The 14,086-nt window shown below is 39.3% G+C and carries 13 protein-coding genes; 4 read left to right on the top strand and 9 right to left on the bottom strand.

The genetic code is table 11. The annotated features are described in order from the left end of the window. Window positions 1-10: 10 nt before the first annotated feature. Window positions 11-1,207, top strand: coding sequence for an MFS transporter (locus H5122_RS08575; protein WP_182681550.1), 1,197 nt, complete (start codon window positions 11-13; stop codon window positions 1,205-1,207). An 81-nt stretch (window positions 1,208-1,288) separates the two neighbouring features. On the opposite strand, the gene H5122_RS08570 is transcribed toward H5122_RS08575, so the two are convergent. The 4 genes from H5122_RS08570 to H5122_RS08555 form a co-directional block, all read right to left on the bottom strand. Next, on the bottom strand, window positions 1,289-2,152 hold the full coding sequence (locus tag H5122_RS08570) for a DMT family transporter (RefSeq protein ID WP_182681551.1): 864 nt from the start codon (window positions 2,150-2,152) through the stop codon (window positions 1,289-1,291). A 232-nt stretch (window positions 2,153-2,384) separates the two neighbouring features. Continuing rightward, on the bottom strand, window positions 2,385-3,128 hold the full coding sequence (locus H5122_RS08565) for a FadR/GntR family transcriptional regulator (RefSeq protein WP_182671067.1): 744 nt from the start codon (window positions 3,126-3,128) through the stop codon (window positions 2,385-2,387). Window positions 3,129-3,554: 426 nt separating this feature from the next. Continuing rightward, a complete protein-coding gene (locus H5122_RS08560; protein ID WP_182681552.1) occupies window positions 3,555-4,541 on the bottom strand; it encodes a Gfo/Idh/MocA family protein in 987 nt (328 codons plus the stop codon). A 37-nt stretch (window positions 4,542-4,578) separates the two neighbouring features. After that, window positions 4,579-5,589 carry an AraC family transcriptional regulator gene (locus H5122_RS08555; RefSeq protein ID WP_182681553.1) on the bottom strand — a complete coding sequence of 337 codons (1,011 nt, stop codon included), beginning with the start codon at window positions 5,587-5,589 and terminating at the stop codon, window positions 4,579-4,581. Between the two features lie 102 nt (window positions 5,590-5,691). On the opposite strand from H5122_RS08555, the gene H5122_RS08550 reads away from it, so the two are divergent. Beyond that, complete coding sequence (locus H5122_RS08550) at window positions 5,692-7,296, top strand: GMC family oxidoreductase (protein ID WP_182681554.1); 1,605 nt, start codon at window positions 5,692-5,694, stop codon at window positions 7,294-7,296. Between the two features lie 27 nt (window positions 7,297-7,323). On the opposite strand, the gene H5122_RS08545 is transcribed toward H5122_RS08550, so the two are convergent. The 3 genes from H5122_RS08545 to H5122_RS08535 all read right to left on the bottom strand — a co-directional run bounded on the left by H5122_RS08545 (window position 7,324) and on the right by H5122_RS08535 (window position 9,031). After that, entirely contained in the window at window positions 7,324-8,139 is an 816-nt protein-coding gene (locus H5122_RS08545; RefSeq protein ID WP_182671071.1) for a class I SAM-dependent methyltransferase, read from the bottom strand. Window positions 8,140-8,142: 3 nt separating this feature from the next. Beyond that, window positions 8,143-8,544, bottom strand: coding sequence for a hypothetical protein (locus tag H5122_RS08540; protein WP_002960599.1), 402 nt, complete (start codon window positions 8,542-8,544; stop codon window positions 8,143-8,145). Window positions 8,545-8,611: 67 nt separating this feature from the next. Then, complete coding sequence (locus H5122_RS08535; RefSeq protein ID WP_182681555.1) at window positions 8,612-9,031, bottom strand: DUF3429 domain-containing protein; 420 nt, start codon at window positions 9,029-9,031, stop codon at window positions 8,612-8,614. Window positions 9,032-9,312: 281 nt separating this feature from the next. Between H5122_RS08535 and ahpC the strand changes: the two genes are divergently transcribed. After that, window positions 9,313-9,882: an alkyl hydroperoxide reductase subunit C gene (gene ahpC, locus H5122_RS08530; protein WP_002960601.1), complete on the top strand. Its 570-nt coding sequence runs from the start codon at window positions 9,313-9,315 to the stop codon at window positions 9,880-9,882. Window positions 9,883-10,036: 154 nt separating this feature from the next. Then, window positions 10,037-11,611, top strand: coding sequence for an alkyl hydroperoxide reductase subunit F (ahpF, locus tag H5122_RS08525; RefSeq protein ID WP_182671074.1), 1,575 nt, complete (start codon window positions 10,037-10,039; stop codon window positions 11,609-11,611). 117 nt (window positions 11,612-11,728) lie between these two features. On the opposite strand, the gene H5122_RS08520 is transcribed toward ahpF, so the two are convergent. Next, window positions 11,729-11,989: a hypothetical protein gene (locus H5122_RS08520; protein ID WP_182681556.1), complete on the bottom strand. Its 261-nt coding sequence runs from the start codon at window positions 11,987-11,989 to the stop codon at window positions 11,729-11,731. A 58-nt stretch (window positions 11,990-12,047) separates the two neighbouring features. Continuing rightward, window positions 12,048-14,066: an ATP-binding protein gene (locus H5122_RS08515; RefSeq protein ID WP_182671076.1), complete on the bottom strand. Its 2,019-nt coding sequence runs from the start codon at window positions 14,064-14,066 to the stop codon at window positions 12,048-12,050. Window positions 14,067-14,086 lie beyond the last annotated feature (20 nt).

The raw sequence follows: 14,086 nt of genomic DNA, 5'->3' as shown, positions 1-14,086 counted from the left end.
AGAGACACACATGACCCAAACAGGCGTTTCAGCGCAACCTCTTAGCAATACACTCGTTACTATTATTGCTTTGTGTTGCGGTCTTATTGTTGCCAATATTTATTACGCTCAACCTATTATTGAGTTACTTGCCCCAGAAGTTGGATTAAGTTCACGCAGTGCTAGCCTTATCGTATCGCTTACACAAATAGGCTACGCTTTGGGGTTGTTTTTTTTAGTACCACTAGCTGATTTAGTTGAAAATAAAAAGCTTATGTTGGTCACTCTTGGTGTGTCGTTTTTGAGTTTAGTGGGTACGGCACTTGCTGATTCACCTAATGTAATGCTTATTTTGTGTTTGATGATAGGTATAAGTTCGGTTTCTGTTCAGGTGCTTATTCCACTTGCTGCGCATTTATCGTCTGACGAAAAACGCGGACAAGTTCTTGGTAATATTATGGCGGGTTTGTTGTTAGGTATTTTGCTAGCAAGACCTATATCGAGCTTAATAGCCGATCACTTTGGTTGGCGCGCTGTATTTTACTTTGCAGCAGGGTGTATGGTGTTTATTGCTGCTGTAATTTATTTTGCTATTCCAAGTAGGCAACCAACCCATAAAACAACGTATTTTAAGTTATTAAAATCGCTGAAACAATTAATGATAAGCCAGCCAGTGCTACGCCAACGTTCACTTTTTCAAGCGTTAATGTTTGCATCGTTCAGCTTATTTTGGACGAGTGTACCGGTTGTGCTTGCCCGTGAGTATGGTTTATCCCAATCAGAAATAGCATTGTTTGCACTAGTGGGCGCCGCAGGTGCTGTAGCAGCTCCCATTGTTGGGCGTTTGGCTGATAAGGGCTATACGCATCAGTTATCGTTACTGGCCAAACTCATTGCAGCATTGTGCTTTTTACCAAGCTTATTTGAGTTACCTTACGGCATTATAGTATTGGCATTAACCGGTGTGTTTATTGATTTTTCTGTGCAGGCCAATATGGTATTGGGTCAACGTGCAGTGTACGCACTAGAACCACAAAGCCGTGCGCGTTTAAACGCTATTTACATGACGAGTATATTTGTAGGTGGCGCAGTAGGCTCGCTTATTGCCAGCCCATTATATGAAGTGGGTGGTTGGACTGGTATTGCACTGGTGGCTACGGGTATGCCGCTTATTTCGTTGATTGGTTATTTGGTTACAACTAAAAAGCAAAGTAAGGCTGTGAGTTAAAAAATTACCGGATACAACACAATAAAGTCACCATGTTGTATGGTGACTTTATTGTGTTGTTTAGGTTAGTTTGGTAGTTAACTAAGTAGCCTGTTTTTTTGCGTTTGAAAACGAGCTACCAACAGATGCAATAATTACAAGCAAAATAGCGAGCCACTGCCACAAAGTAAGCAATTCACCCAGTATAATAAACCCTGCGAGCGAAGCTATTGCAGGCTCTAAACTCATCATTACGCTAAACCCTTGTGAAGGCATGTTACGCAGTGCAACCATTTCAAGTGTGTAAGGCAGTGCGCTTGATAAAATAGCAATACCAATACCCAGTGGGATAATTTCCCATGTAAACGCGGGGCTTTGCATAATACCGCCGTAAGGCACTAGCACTATAGCGGCAACAGTCATGCCCAATGCGACAGTGGCTCCACCAGAACTTTGTGTGCCGGTTTTTTTACCAAATAATATATAACCTGCCCAACACGCGCCAGCACCAAGCGCAAGCGCTACACCTAATGGATCAAGGCTATCTTGGCCGCTCATATCAGGAAGCAGAAGCAAAATACCAGCAATAGCACAGGCAACCCAAAATAAATCACGTTTGCGGCGAGATGAAAATAAGGCAACAGCAAGCGGGCCTGTAAATTCAAGTGCTACACCAATGCCTAGTGGAATGCGTTCAATAGCGTAATAAAACAAAATGTTCATGCCGCCTAAACTTAAACCATACACAATTATAGGAATACGATTACCCGTAGTGGGTAAGTGTTTCCAAGGTTTAAACACTAAGCAAAGTATAAAGGCAGAAAAACCAAGCCTAAGGGCCGTCGTACCCTCAGGGCCAACAATAGGAAAAAGCTGCTTTGCAAATGACGCGCCCGTTTGAATGGTCATCATGGCAAGCAGTACACACACGATAGCCAGTAAATAACTTTTTGAAGATGCTTGCATTTTAATCCTTGAGTTGAGTAACTCTATCAATTAGTTATGTAATGCAGGGAGTATAAAAGCTAAACCCGCCCGATATTAATGGCGGCATAGTATCTTTTTTTTAATTTATAGGTAAGTGTTTGCGACCAAAAATAGCGCAATTAAAAGTATATTAAATAGGGCAGGTAAATAAAGTAAGAGGTAAAGTTAGCAAACAGGCGTTTGCTAACTTTAATCAGTTGGTTAAAAGGCCTTAGTGGGCACTTTTATTAACTAAGCCATCAAGCGAGTAAAGACCTCGTTTTTCATCATTTTTGCGTTTAATTTCTTCAAGTGCGCGCGATTCTACAGCGTCAAATAAAGCATTAATTAAGCGGTTAAAATGTTTATGCATTGCAGTACGTGCTGCATTTGCATCATGCGACTTTAGGGCTGTATAAATAGCGGTGTGTTCATCCATAACGCACTCGTCATTGTTTTTACACACACTGCCATAGTCAGCAACAATTTGTGGGTTTGTTAAACGTAAATCCCACAAGTTAGACACTGCAAATTCAAGTGCTTTATTGCGCGTTGCTCTAGCTATAATTTCGTGGAACTCACGGTCGGCTTGCTCAACATAAAGGCCTTTTTGCATGGCAATTAATGTTTTATTTAGTTGCTCTAGTTCTTCTTCTGTAATGCTTTGAGCAGCTAAAGCGGCAATTTCGCCTTCAATTAATGCGCGAGCTTGAGTAAGTTCAAATGCACTGATCTCTTTTGATTTTATAGATGCATTTTTTTGTTCTACTACGTAAACACCAGAGCCAGTTTTAACTTCAACTCGGCCACGTACTTCTAATGCGATAATAGCTTCTCTAATGGTAGGGCGGCTTACATCAAACATTTCTGCAAGTTCACGTTCAGGTGGTAAACGACTCCCAGCAGAAAATTCGCCTTGATTTATTAAAGACTCAATTTTATCAACTATGCGCCAAAATAAGCGACGATTACCCATACTTTACCTTCATTACCTTAAGGAATAATGGCCTCTGGGGCCTATAAGTCAAAACCAACTGTTAATATCAGAGGTTACCTTAAAATTCACTATTATGTCAAAATTCTAACGCGATGTTAGGGTTAAAAACCACTATACACCAACGGTTGTATTCTTGTATTACCAATTTAGTTTAAAATAATGTAATTGGCCAGCTTGATTGGTAATGTTTTTATGTGTTAGGTTAGATTTAGGTTATGGAGTAATAAATATTGGTAATAAACCGAGTTGGGTTGTCAGTGTTAAGTTTGTTGTAGAAGTATTTGATTGCCCATGGATGGGGATCGCTATTTTAAAGTGTTTTGTAAAATGTGTCGTTGTACGAGAGCTATTTAAGCTTTCTTCTGGGCGTTAGCTGTCGTTGGTTAACGCCCATATTTTATTTAATTAGTCGTTAGGGTACACAACCCCAAGCTGTTTGCGCGCTTCATCAAGAACGCTCATTACGTTACTGGCTAAAATGTGCGTATTTACTGGTGACTCAAGGATATTTTGCTTCACTAATGACATAAAATGCTCAACTTCGTATTTCATAAAGTGCTCATCAAACGGCTGGGATATAACCTCTACATCACCATTATCAGCAATAAACTCCACCTTTTTAAGTTGCGATACCGCTTCTATACGTATGCGCCCAAGCTCGCCTTGTATTTCGGTTATGTTGTCGCCTTGCGATATTTTGGAGTAACTAATAACGGCTTGTTTATCTGCATAGTTTAGTAATACATCGCCCGCACCATCTACACCAGTATTAAGCAATACGCCACTGGCACTCACGCTTTTTGGTGCCCCCCAAAGTGCAATTAATAAATACAGTGGGTAAATCCCTAAATCAACTAAAGCACCATTTGCAAACTCGGGTAAAAATGTGTTTGGGCGTTCGCCATTTTTATACTTATCGTAACGCGATGAGTATTGACTGTACTGGCCAATATATTTACGTGGTGTGCCAATTTTTACCATTGCCTGTTGCAGCTGTTCAAAGTTAGGCAAGTGAGTGGTCATCATGGCTTCCATGTAAAGGCGCTGATGCTTTTTTGCTGTAGCTATAATGCTTGCAAGCTCTTTAGAATTGGCAGCTGATGGTTTTTCGCCAAGGACATGTTTACCCGCTTCTAGACACATAACGGCATATTGTTTGTGTAAGCTATTAGGGGCGGCTATGTAGACAGCATCGACATGTTTATCTTGGCAAACTTGCTCGATTGAGGTGAAAATTTTTGCTTGTGCATTTTGTGGGTGTTTGGCTAAAAATGCTTCGCCGCTAGATACTGCGCGCGAGCACACCCCATATAAATTAAAATCGTTTAACGTATTTGCAGCGGCTAACAATGTGTCGCTAATAAAATTGGTGCCAACAATAACAAAGTTCATGCTCACTCCTTAGCTTAAATAAAAATAATAAGAGTATTTAGTTTAACATTTTTTTAGTTCTATATGCTCGAGGAGAACATCCAAACCAGCGTTTAACATTAACACTTAGTGTTGCTTGTTCCTGATATCCTAAAAGCTCAGATATGGTTGAGATTGTAAATTGGTTTTGCGCTAAATAGTGTGCAGCTAAAGCGCGGCGAGTGGCATCTTTTAGTTTTACAAAACTCGTATTATGTTTGATAAGTTCTCGATGCAGAGTACGCGGGTGCATACCCAGCGCAGCTGAAATAGTTTGGTTACTACATTGATAAATAGGAAGCATAGGCCTAATTAGCGCACTAACTTGGTTGGGCAACGGTTGTGTGTGTTCTTTGTTTTTTGCCAAGAAGTTTAGCGCTGCTTGTACTTTATTTAGTTTAGGGTGATCAAGCTCAAGAGTTAAATCACTTTTTGAGATTACAATGCCAGCGCTGTTGCGATGCTCTACAACGTTACAACCAAAGTAAGTGTTATAGGCACGAGTATTAGTACTTAACTTTTTTGGCAAAAATATATTAATTGGTTTGCAGCGGTTATTACTCAGCTTTTTAATAACAGCCAATGCCAAACCAATGGTTAGCTCAATCACTTGGTTAATGTGCGGTAATGGTTTTAAATTAATTTCGAATGATAAAAACAAGCTTTTATCATTCTCTAAAGGGTGCGAATTTAAGCTAAGTGCAGGGCTGTGTAAGTGAAGGTATTTAATAACCCAATTAAGTGCATCATCTAAATTAGTACTACTTTTGGCAGCTATTGCAATATGTCCTAAAATATCAAAGTTTTGTCTATTTGCGAGCTTAAGGCCAAAACTAGAGCAATTGAACTTACAAGCACAGTATTCTAAAAGCTCAGCGTAATCTCGATAAGGTAAATATTGGTTGTCGAGATTTTTAAAGTCAACGTTACTAATATTACAGCTTTGCATTATTTCATGCGGATCGCCGCCAAATTCGCTAATTAGCGTGTCTATACCTTGTAATGACGTGGCTCTGATTAGGCTGCTCATGGTTAACCCCAAATAAGTGATGTCTAAAAATATCAAGTTTTATTGGGTTTTTCTATGCACTATTACTGTTAAGGCCGTTTAAAACTTTTATTAAGGTACACCATGAACAATACAACATTTGATTACATTGTGATTGGCGCAGGCAGTGGCGGCTGCGTTATGGCATCGCGATTGTCTGAGGATAAAAATGTCAGTGTGTGTTTAATTGAAGCTGGCGGCAGCGATAAAAGTGCATTTGTGCAAATGCCAGCTGGCATAGCAGCGAGTGTGCCTTATGGCATAAATAGCTGGCATTACAATACGGTGCCACAAAAAGAGCTTAATAACCGCTGTGGTTTTGTGCCGCGCGGCAAAGTATTGGGTGGGTCAAGCTCTACCAATGCAATGGTTTATATTCGCGGTAACAAATACGATTACGACCAATGGGCTGCTAATGGCAACACGGGATGGGATTTTGAGAGTTTACTCCCGTACTTTATTAAAGCTGAGAACAATAAAGCGTTTATAAATAATGAGCTGCACGGAATAAAAGGCCCGCTACATATACAAGAGCTAAGTAACCCAAGCAATGTAAACCAATATTTTTTAAATGCCTGTGCTGAGCAGGGCGTTAATTTAAGCGACGATATAAATGGTGAAGAGCAAAGCGGCGCACGTTTATCGCAGGTAACTCAGCACAATGGCGAGCGTTGTAGTGCAGCAAAAGCATATTTAACACCGCATTTAAACCGCCCAAATTTAACGGTATTAACCCATAGCCACGTTAATAAAATAAATATAACCAATAAGATAGCGCAAGGCGTGCAAATAGAGCGTAATAAAGAGGTTATTAATTTACGTGCTAAAAAAGAGGTAATACTTAGTGCTGGCTCTATTAATTCGCCGCAAATATTAATGCTTTCAGGTATTGGCCCAAAAGAGCAGTTAAGCGCACATAACATTAAGGTTCAGCACGTACTTGAAGGTGTTGGCGCTAATTTACAAGATCACTTAACGGTAGTGCCACTTTATAAATCAAAAACAAATAAAGGCACATTTGGTATAAGCCCGCTTGGCATTGCCAGTATTTTTAAAGGGTGCGTTAATTGGTTTAGTAAACGAGAAGGGCGATTAACCAGTAATTTTGCAGAGTCGCACGCGTTTATTAAATTGTTTGAAGGCTCGCCAGCGCCAGATGTGCAGCTAGAATTTGTAATTGGGTTGGTGGACGATCATAGTCGTAAATTACACACTGGGCATGGTTACAGTATACACAGCAGTATTATGCGCCCCAAAAGCCGAGGTACTATTACATTAGCTGATAACAATCCGCGTAGTGCACCGCTTATTGACCCTAATTATTTAAGCCATCCAGATGATTTAACTGTAATGCTTGCTGGTCTTAAAAAAACACTCGCTATTATGCAAAGCAACGCTTTTGATAACATACGCGGTAAAATGCTCTACCCGCTTGATATAAATAATGATGAGCAGCTAATTGAGTTTATACGCCAAACTGCAGATACCGAATATCACCCAGTAGGGACATGTAAAATGGGGCAAGACTCAATGGCAGTAGTAGATACTAATTTACGAGTACACGGGGTAAGTAACTTACGCGTAGTTGATGCGTCGATTATGCCTACTATTATTACCGGCAACACAAATGCGCCGGTAATTGCGATTGCTGAAAAAGCGGCTGATTTAATTAAACACGAAAACGTATAATTGAATTAACAATAGCAGGGCTATTAATTAGCGATAAAACTCATTTAGCCATTGTTGCCAATCGCTTTCAAGATGTAGCATTTGCTGATGCTTTTTAGCGTTTAGATGCTTGGCTTCGTCCTCGCTTGCCACATAAGGCCCAACGCGGCATAGGGGGCAATGGTTAGATGTTAAGTATGCAGGCTTTGTAAGGCGTGAGCTTAATTCGCTAGTATGTTTATCGAGACTTTTTGGGCTGAAAACGTAAGTTATGCCGCTTGTGTCTTTAACGTGTTTGTCGCGGTCAACATTACGAATTTTATAACCTTCAAAATGGCTAATATCAAATGGGATTTGGCCTAAATAATCTGCGGTTAAACCGTTATTTAAACTCCCCTCTATATTCCATTCTCGATAAGGTTTTACATCCTTTGAGGTGATGTAACAAAGCATTGGCCCATTTTTATCAAGCGCGTATTCGTTAGCGTATTTAATAAATTGGTGCAGTAAAGCGCGGTTTAATACGTTCATGCTGGTTTGGCGCGTGTTGTTTTCAAACGCTTCACGGCCAACAAATGCAGGTATAAGCGGAAACTGAAAAATAACCACATCAAAGCTGTGCTGGTTTTCACTTAGAGCTTGCCAACATGCATGGTTTGTTACATCAAAACTATTAAGTACCTCAACGTTATGCGCTTTTAAGTTGCTAAGTGCATTGTGCTGGTATTTTTGCTCAATAGTAGTTTGGTCATCGTAAGTGGATGCAACCAAAGCTTTTGGCGATAGATGAGTGTAAATAGCATTCGAAAACGATAAATCGCCATCGCCTACGGTGAGTATTCGCCATTGAGGATTTAAATACATATTTTATTTAGCGTTTATGTTTGTAGCAGTATTATTTATATCGCTATTTGTTTGTGAGTCTTTTGCTAGTAAACGATGAAACGCAAGTCTGGTTTTTAACCCTTCAATAGCGATTTGTTTAATAATAAGATTAAAGGTAATTAAAATGGCAAAGGCAATATGAATAGGGCCGTGAGTAAATCCTGCATCTGTATCGTACAGTGTTAAACCGAATAGCAAAAATAAGACGACTAAAAATATTTCGAGTAATTGACTTGAATAAAAGCTTAAACGACCTTCGCTTTTATGATCTTTTTTAATGCGAATAGCACAAAAAAATGGGATCACTTTGATTTTAAATGCAGCGTTTTTTTCTACGTAGTTTTCGCCAAGTTCGTCGAGTTGTTGGCGTAGTTGGTCAATCATGGTGTGTCCTCAAATAGCAGTGCGCGGATATTACCTTATTACCACGCAATATTTAAGTTTACAGCTGCTATTTAGGGTAAATACCCATACCAATAGTCAAAATGTGACAAACAAATACAACAGAGGTAAGTACAAAGCGCATTTTTTGATAATCTTTATGATAGGTTTGCCATTGCGGCGTGGCTTTTTCAAATAAAAGTACTAGCCAAAAACTAGCACCTAACCAAGCGAGTGCCCACTCAACAGGTAAAAATGATAAAAATGGTATAGATATTACAGGCGCAACAGCTTTTATAGCATTGCTATAAGTTTGCTCTCCGGCGCGCCATAAGTTACCCGCCATAAATGCTAAAATGGCGATACTGTAAAAAGTAAAAAACTCCAAGTTAAGGCTATTACTGCCAAACATGAGTGGCCAACCTACACACCCTAAAAACGGGATTAAGCCTAGGTAACCTAGCTGTATATGGTTAACAAATTTTTCCATTACGGTGTGCCTTATATTTAATGACTTATTTGAAGCGGGGCTATTGTAGCAGTATTGCGATTAGCGGTCTTAATAATTCGCCAGCGTTTACAATTCAACTAATGCTTACGATGACAATGATTATATAGTTCAACCCAAAAAATCGATTGTTTTAATCTAAACAATCAATTTTATTTAATTTTCCATTGGCCTTATTGTATTAATCAAGCCAACGCAGAAGGTCGTTTAAAACGAAAGCGTTGATTACTTTTAAAATACATAAACACAGATGAGGAAATACCATGAGCACTTCATTAATCAATACAAAATTACAACCATTCAATGCAACCGCTTACCACAACGGTGACTTTGTAGAATTGTCTGAAAAAGATGTTCTAGGTAAATGGTCTATCTTCTTCTTTTACCCAGCAGACTTTACATTTGTATGTCCTACCGAATTAGGTGACCTTGCAGATTACTATGCACAACTTCAAGAAATGGGCGTAGAAGTTTACTCAGTATCTACTGACACTCATTTTACTCATAAAGCATGGCACGACACGTCAGACACTATCGGTAAAATTACTTACCCAATGATTGGCGACCCAACAGGGCGTATTACACGTAGCTTTGGTGTAATGATTGAAGAAGAAGGTTTAGCACTTCGCGGTACATTTGTAATGAACCCAGAAGGCGAAATTAAAGTAATCGAAACTCACGATTTAGGAATTGGCCGAAGCGCTAAAGAACTAGTTCGTAAAGTACAAGCTGCACAATACATTGCAACTCACGATGGTGAAGTTTGCCCTGCATCTTGGCAGCCAGGTGAAGACACACTTGCACCTTCACTAGATTTAGTTGGTAAAATCTAAATATAGGTTTACCACTTTTATAAGGGCAGGTAACTGCCCTTAAATCAACGAACATTCGTTTGTTGGTGCCTCCTATATCAATATACTTGTTTAAGCACATGCATTATTTGGCATGGGAGGCTTGCTGTTTAAATTTTCCTAAAAGGGTTAAGCCATGTTAGATAACAACATAAAAAATCAATTAAAAAGCCATTTCGAATCGCTTACTCAACCTGTTGAGCTGCTTATTGCCTTGGATGACAGCAAAAAATCAGCAGAAGTAGAAAGCTTAGCAAACGATTTAGCCTCACTAAGCGATAAATTTACTGTAATAAGCAACCCTGATACAAGCGCACGTCGCCCATCAATGGTTGTACATTCGCCTATTAAAAACACTCATGTTACGTTTGCAGGCGTACCTATGGGTCATGAATTCACAAGTTTAGTGTTAGCACTTTTGCATACTGGCGGACACGCAAGTAAAGCTAAAAGCGAAGACATTGAGCAAATACAATCGCTTACTCAAGAGCTGAACTTTGAAGTATACATAAGTTTAAGTTGCCAAACGTGCCCGCAAGTAGTGCAAGCACTTAACACTATGGCAGCGACAAACAGTAATATTAAAGCCACCATGATTGACGGTGCATTATTTCAAGATGAAGTAGAAGAGCGAAATATTTTAGCTGTACCGGCTGTATATTTAAATGGCGAACTATTTAGCCAAGGTGCACTAAGCCTTACTGACATACTTAATAAAGTAGATAGCAAAGGGGCTGCTAAACAAGCAGCAGCACTAAGCGAAAAAGGCGAGTTTGATGTACTTGTAGTTGGTGGCGGCCCAGCGGGCGCGTCGGCTGCAATTTACTCAGCACGAAAAGGGTTAAATACAGGCATTGTGGCTGATAGATTTGGTGGACAAGTTGCAGATACATTAGCAATAGAAAACTTTATTTCGATTAAAGCGACTGAAGGGCCTAAATTGGTTGCTCAGCTTGAAGAGCACGTTAAAGAATACGATGTAGATGTAATGCATAATCAGCGTGCAGCGGCACTTGGTTATAACAATGGTTATGAAATTACACTAGAAAATGGCGCAGTACTTAAAGCTAAGTCGCTCGTACTTGCAACTGGTGCACGCTGGCGCGAAATGAACGTACCAGGGGAGCAAGAATATCGCGGCCATGGTGTGGCATATTGCCCACATTGCGACGGCCCTTTATTTAAAGGCAAACCTGTTGCTGTAATTGGTGGTGGTAATTCAGGTATAGAAGCGGCAATCGATTTAGCTAATATTGTGCAAAGCGTTACGGTACTTGAATTTGCAGACACACTACGAGCCGATGAAGTGCTTATTCGTAAAGCTAAAAGCATGGCTAATATTACCATTATCAAAAGTGCACAAACAACCGAAGTACTTGGTGATGGTAAAAAAGTAACTGGCTTAATGTACACAGATAGAGTGTCGGGAGAGAGCAAAGAGCTTGAACTTGCCGGTATATTTGTACAAATAGGCTTAATACCAAATACTGAGTGGTTAAAAGACAGCGACCTTGAATTAAGTAAATTTGGTGAAATACTGATTGATGCTAAAGGCGCAACTTCATTACCAGGAATTTACGGCGCGGGGGATGCAACCAATACTCCGTTTAAACAAATTATTATTGCAATGGGCAGCGGTGCAACAGCAAGTTTAGGTGCATTTGATTATTTAATTCGTCACTCTGAAGAAGCTGATCAAAGCGCTGCTTAATGTAATTAGTAAAAACTCTCTTGATATAACAGCAAGGCTACACCCATAGCTGTTTGTTAACCCAAGCCGCCCTTCTCCAAAGGCGGCTTTTTTAATGCTTAAGAATTAGCTCACGATTTAATCGCACCCACCGCCAGAATCACCGCCGCTACAATTTGTATGAGAATGCGATGAGCTACTGCTAGAGTAAACTGCTGAGTCACTGCCAGTATAAGCAGATGATCCACGTGATGACTTAGCACTGATAAATGTAACTAACAGCAATACGCTTGATACGATAACTATTGTTATTGATGAGCTCCATTGTCCAGTGGAAACGCCTTTAAATACTGCAACAATAAGGACAGTTAGTAATATAGTTCTAATTATGTTTTTCATTGTTAATGCCTTATCTAACTATATTTAGCACGCGGTTAAGTGTGCAAAGCTAATATTTTTAAATCTTTAGTAATTGCGCCGCTGACGCAATAGCGACTTCTAAAGAATGCATTTTAAACGGTTTTGAAATAAACATATCCATACCTGCTTGTTTGCATGCTAATTTATCTTGCGATGAAGTATTAGCTGTAAGGGCAACAATATAGGTTGAATCGTGCGGACAGATACCTTTTGAACGCAGTTGTTTTGTAGCCTCAAAACCATCGAGTATAGGCATAATACAATCCATAAAAATAAGGTCGTAATGCTTTTGCTCGCATTTAAATATGGCATCTTGCCCATCTACTGCAAAGTCTGGCTTTATATTGAGTTTATTAAGCGACGCATCAAGAACGAGTCTGTTTATGTCGTTGTCATCCACCACTAAAACAGAAAGCTTAGAAGCGTTAATGTTTATTTTTGATAGTGGATTTAGCTCTACTTTTTGCTCTTTACCGAGCTCTATAGGGATACTTAGCGAAAAAGTAGTTCCTTGATTTACTTTACTACTTACCTTGATTGTTCCGCCCATGTACTCAACAAGTTCTTTAACTATTGCGAGGCCAAGTCCTGTGCCTCCTTTACTGTTTTTAGCATCTACTTCTTGAGTAAAAGGGGAGAATAAAGATTCAAGAAATTGGCTAGTCATGCCTCTTCCCGTATCGGCGACTTTAATGTTTAGCGTTAATTTATTATTGTTATTAATCACAGACGTGTGCAGTTTTACACAACCACGCTCAGTAAATTTTAACGCATTACTTAATAAGTTGGAGGTAATTTGACTTAGGCGTGTGTTATCACAATATGCCCAGCAGCTATCAGAAATTTCATTTTTTACTTCTAGTTCTACATTGCTGTTTTTAAATAACGGGGTGTACAAAGAAATGAGATCAGTAAATGTTGTATTTAATAAAACATCCGTGGGTTCTAGTTTTAACTCACCGTGGTTAATTTTAGAAAAATCGAGTACTTCGTTTATTATGCTCAAGAGTATATCTGCGCTACGCAGCGCGACTTTTATTTTTTCGGTTCTCTTTTGTTCGTTATGTTCATCTATTAACGTAGTAAGCATGCCCGTAATGCCATTTAGCGGTGTTCTAAGTTCGTGGCTTATTTTTGCAAAAAGCATGCTTCTATCTTCGAGTAATCGCTCGGCTTGTTCTTGTTTATTTTTAAGCTCTTCTCTTAAAGCCACTGCTTCGGTAATATTTTGAAAGGTACCAAACAAACGTACACAGGTATCACCGTCAAATTCGGCTTCACCAAATGTAGATACCCAAATGGTCTGATTTTTGGCTGTAATAATTTCAAGCTCTAGATGCCACTTTTCGCCGTGTTGTATAGCAAGCTCAACTGCTTTACTTATTTCGTCTCTGCTTGTACCTTCTTTATAAAAGTTAACTGCAGATTCCATTTCAGGCTGATAGTTTTCATCAACTTGATGGATTTGTTTAGTTTGCTGACTCCAATAAATTTTATTATTAGTAAGGTCAACTTCCCACGTGCCTATATTTGCTATGCTTTCTAGTTTTAATAAGCTATTGCTGTTTTTTATTAATTTTTCTTTAGTGATGCTGCGAGCTAGTTCTGCCCCTAACCACTGCGCAAATAGCTCAATATAGTCGTAGGCGGCATCTGTAAATACTGGAGATTGATTGGCAGAAGAAAAATTTACAGTTCCAAATATATCGGTACCTATTTTAATAGGTGCCCCAATATATGACTCAAGTTTAAAGTTTGCATAGCAAGGATGGTCAGCAATTGCGCTTTGTGAGACGTTATGAAATGCAAGTGCAGAACCCGCACTAAGAGTGTGTACACAATAGGTGCCATCTAAATCAAATTGAGTACCTATTTCTAATGCATTATCTGGCGTAATGGCATGTAGCACGGTATAGCAGTTTTTCTCGACCTTACTAATAATAGCTAAATCAAGGTTAAACACTTTAAGTCCAAATGCTAGTAGCTGATGGTTTTTTTCATCAAAGTCTAAGCTTTGGTTAGATACTATGTCGTGAAATTGCCTAAGAAAATTCAATAGTAAACATCCTGTTGGTT

It is taken from the genome of Pseudoalteromonas sp. SG43-8, assembly GCF_014164245.1.
In the GTDB taxonomy this organism is placed as follows: Bacteria; Pseudomonadota; Gammaproteobacteria; order Enterobacterales; family Alteromonadaceae; genus Pseudoalteromonas; species Pseudoalteromonas distincta.
Note: the sequence above shows the minus strand (reverse complement) of the source record. Positions and strands in the feature narration are given on the sequence as shown.

Excerpts from the sequence above, each read along its gene's own strand:
- H5122_RS08575 (WP_182681550.1), top strand. The coding sequence starts at position 11 with ATGACCCAAACAGGCGTTTCAGCGCAACCTCTTAGCAATACACTCGTT.
- H5122_RS08570 (WP_182681551.1), bottom strand. The coding sequence starts at position 2,152 with ATGCAAGCATCTTCAAAAAGTTATTTACTGGCTATCGTGTGTGTACTG.
- H5122_RS08565 (WP_182671067.1), bottom strand. The coding sequence starts at position 3,128 with ATGGGTAATCGTCGCTTATTTTGGCGCATAGTTGATAAAATTGAGTCT.
- H5122_RS08560 (WP_182681552.1), bottom strand. The coding sequence starts at position 4,541 with ATGAACTTTGTTATTGTTGGCACCAATTTTATTAGCGACACATTGTTA.
- H5122_RS08555 (WP_182681553.1), bottom strand. The coding sequence starts at position 5,589 with ATGAGCAGCCTAATCAGAGCCACGTCATTACAAGGTATAGACACGCTA.
- H5122_RS08550 (WP_182681554.1), top strand. The coding sequence starts at position 5,692 with ATGAACAATACAACATTTGATTACATTGTGATTGGCGCAGGCAGTGGC.
- H5122_RS08545 (WP_182671071.1), bottom strand. The coding sequence starts at position 8,139 with ATGTATTTAAATCCTCAATGGCGAATACTCACCGTAGGCGATGGCGAT.
- H5122_RS08540 (WP_002960599.1), bottom strand. The coding sequence starts at position 8,544 with ATGATTGACCAACTACGCCAACAACTCGACGAACTTGGCGAAAACTAC.
- H5122_RS08535 (WP_182681555.1), bottom strand. The coding sequence starts at position 9,031 with ATGGAAAAATTTGTTAACCATATACAGCTAGGTTACCTAGGCTTAATC.
- ahpC (WP_002960601.1), top strand. The coding sequence starts at position 9,313 with ATGAGCACTTCATTAATCAATACAAAATTACAACCATTCAATGCAACC.
- ahpF (WP_182671074.1), top strand. The coding sequence starts at position 10,037 with ATGTTAGATAACAACATAAAAAATCAATTAAAAAGCCATTTCGAATCG.
- H5122_RS08520 (WP_182681556.1), bottom strand. The coding sequence starts at position 11,989 with ATGAAAAACATAATTAGAACTATATTACTAACTGTCCTTATTGTTGCA.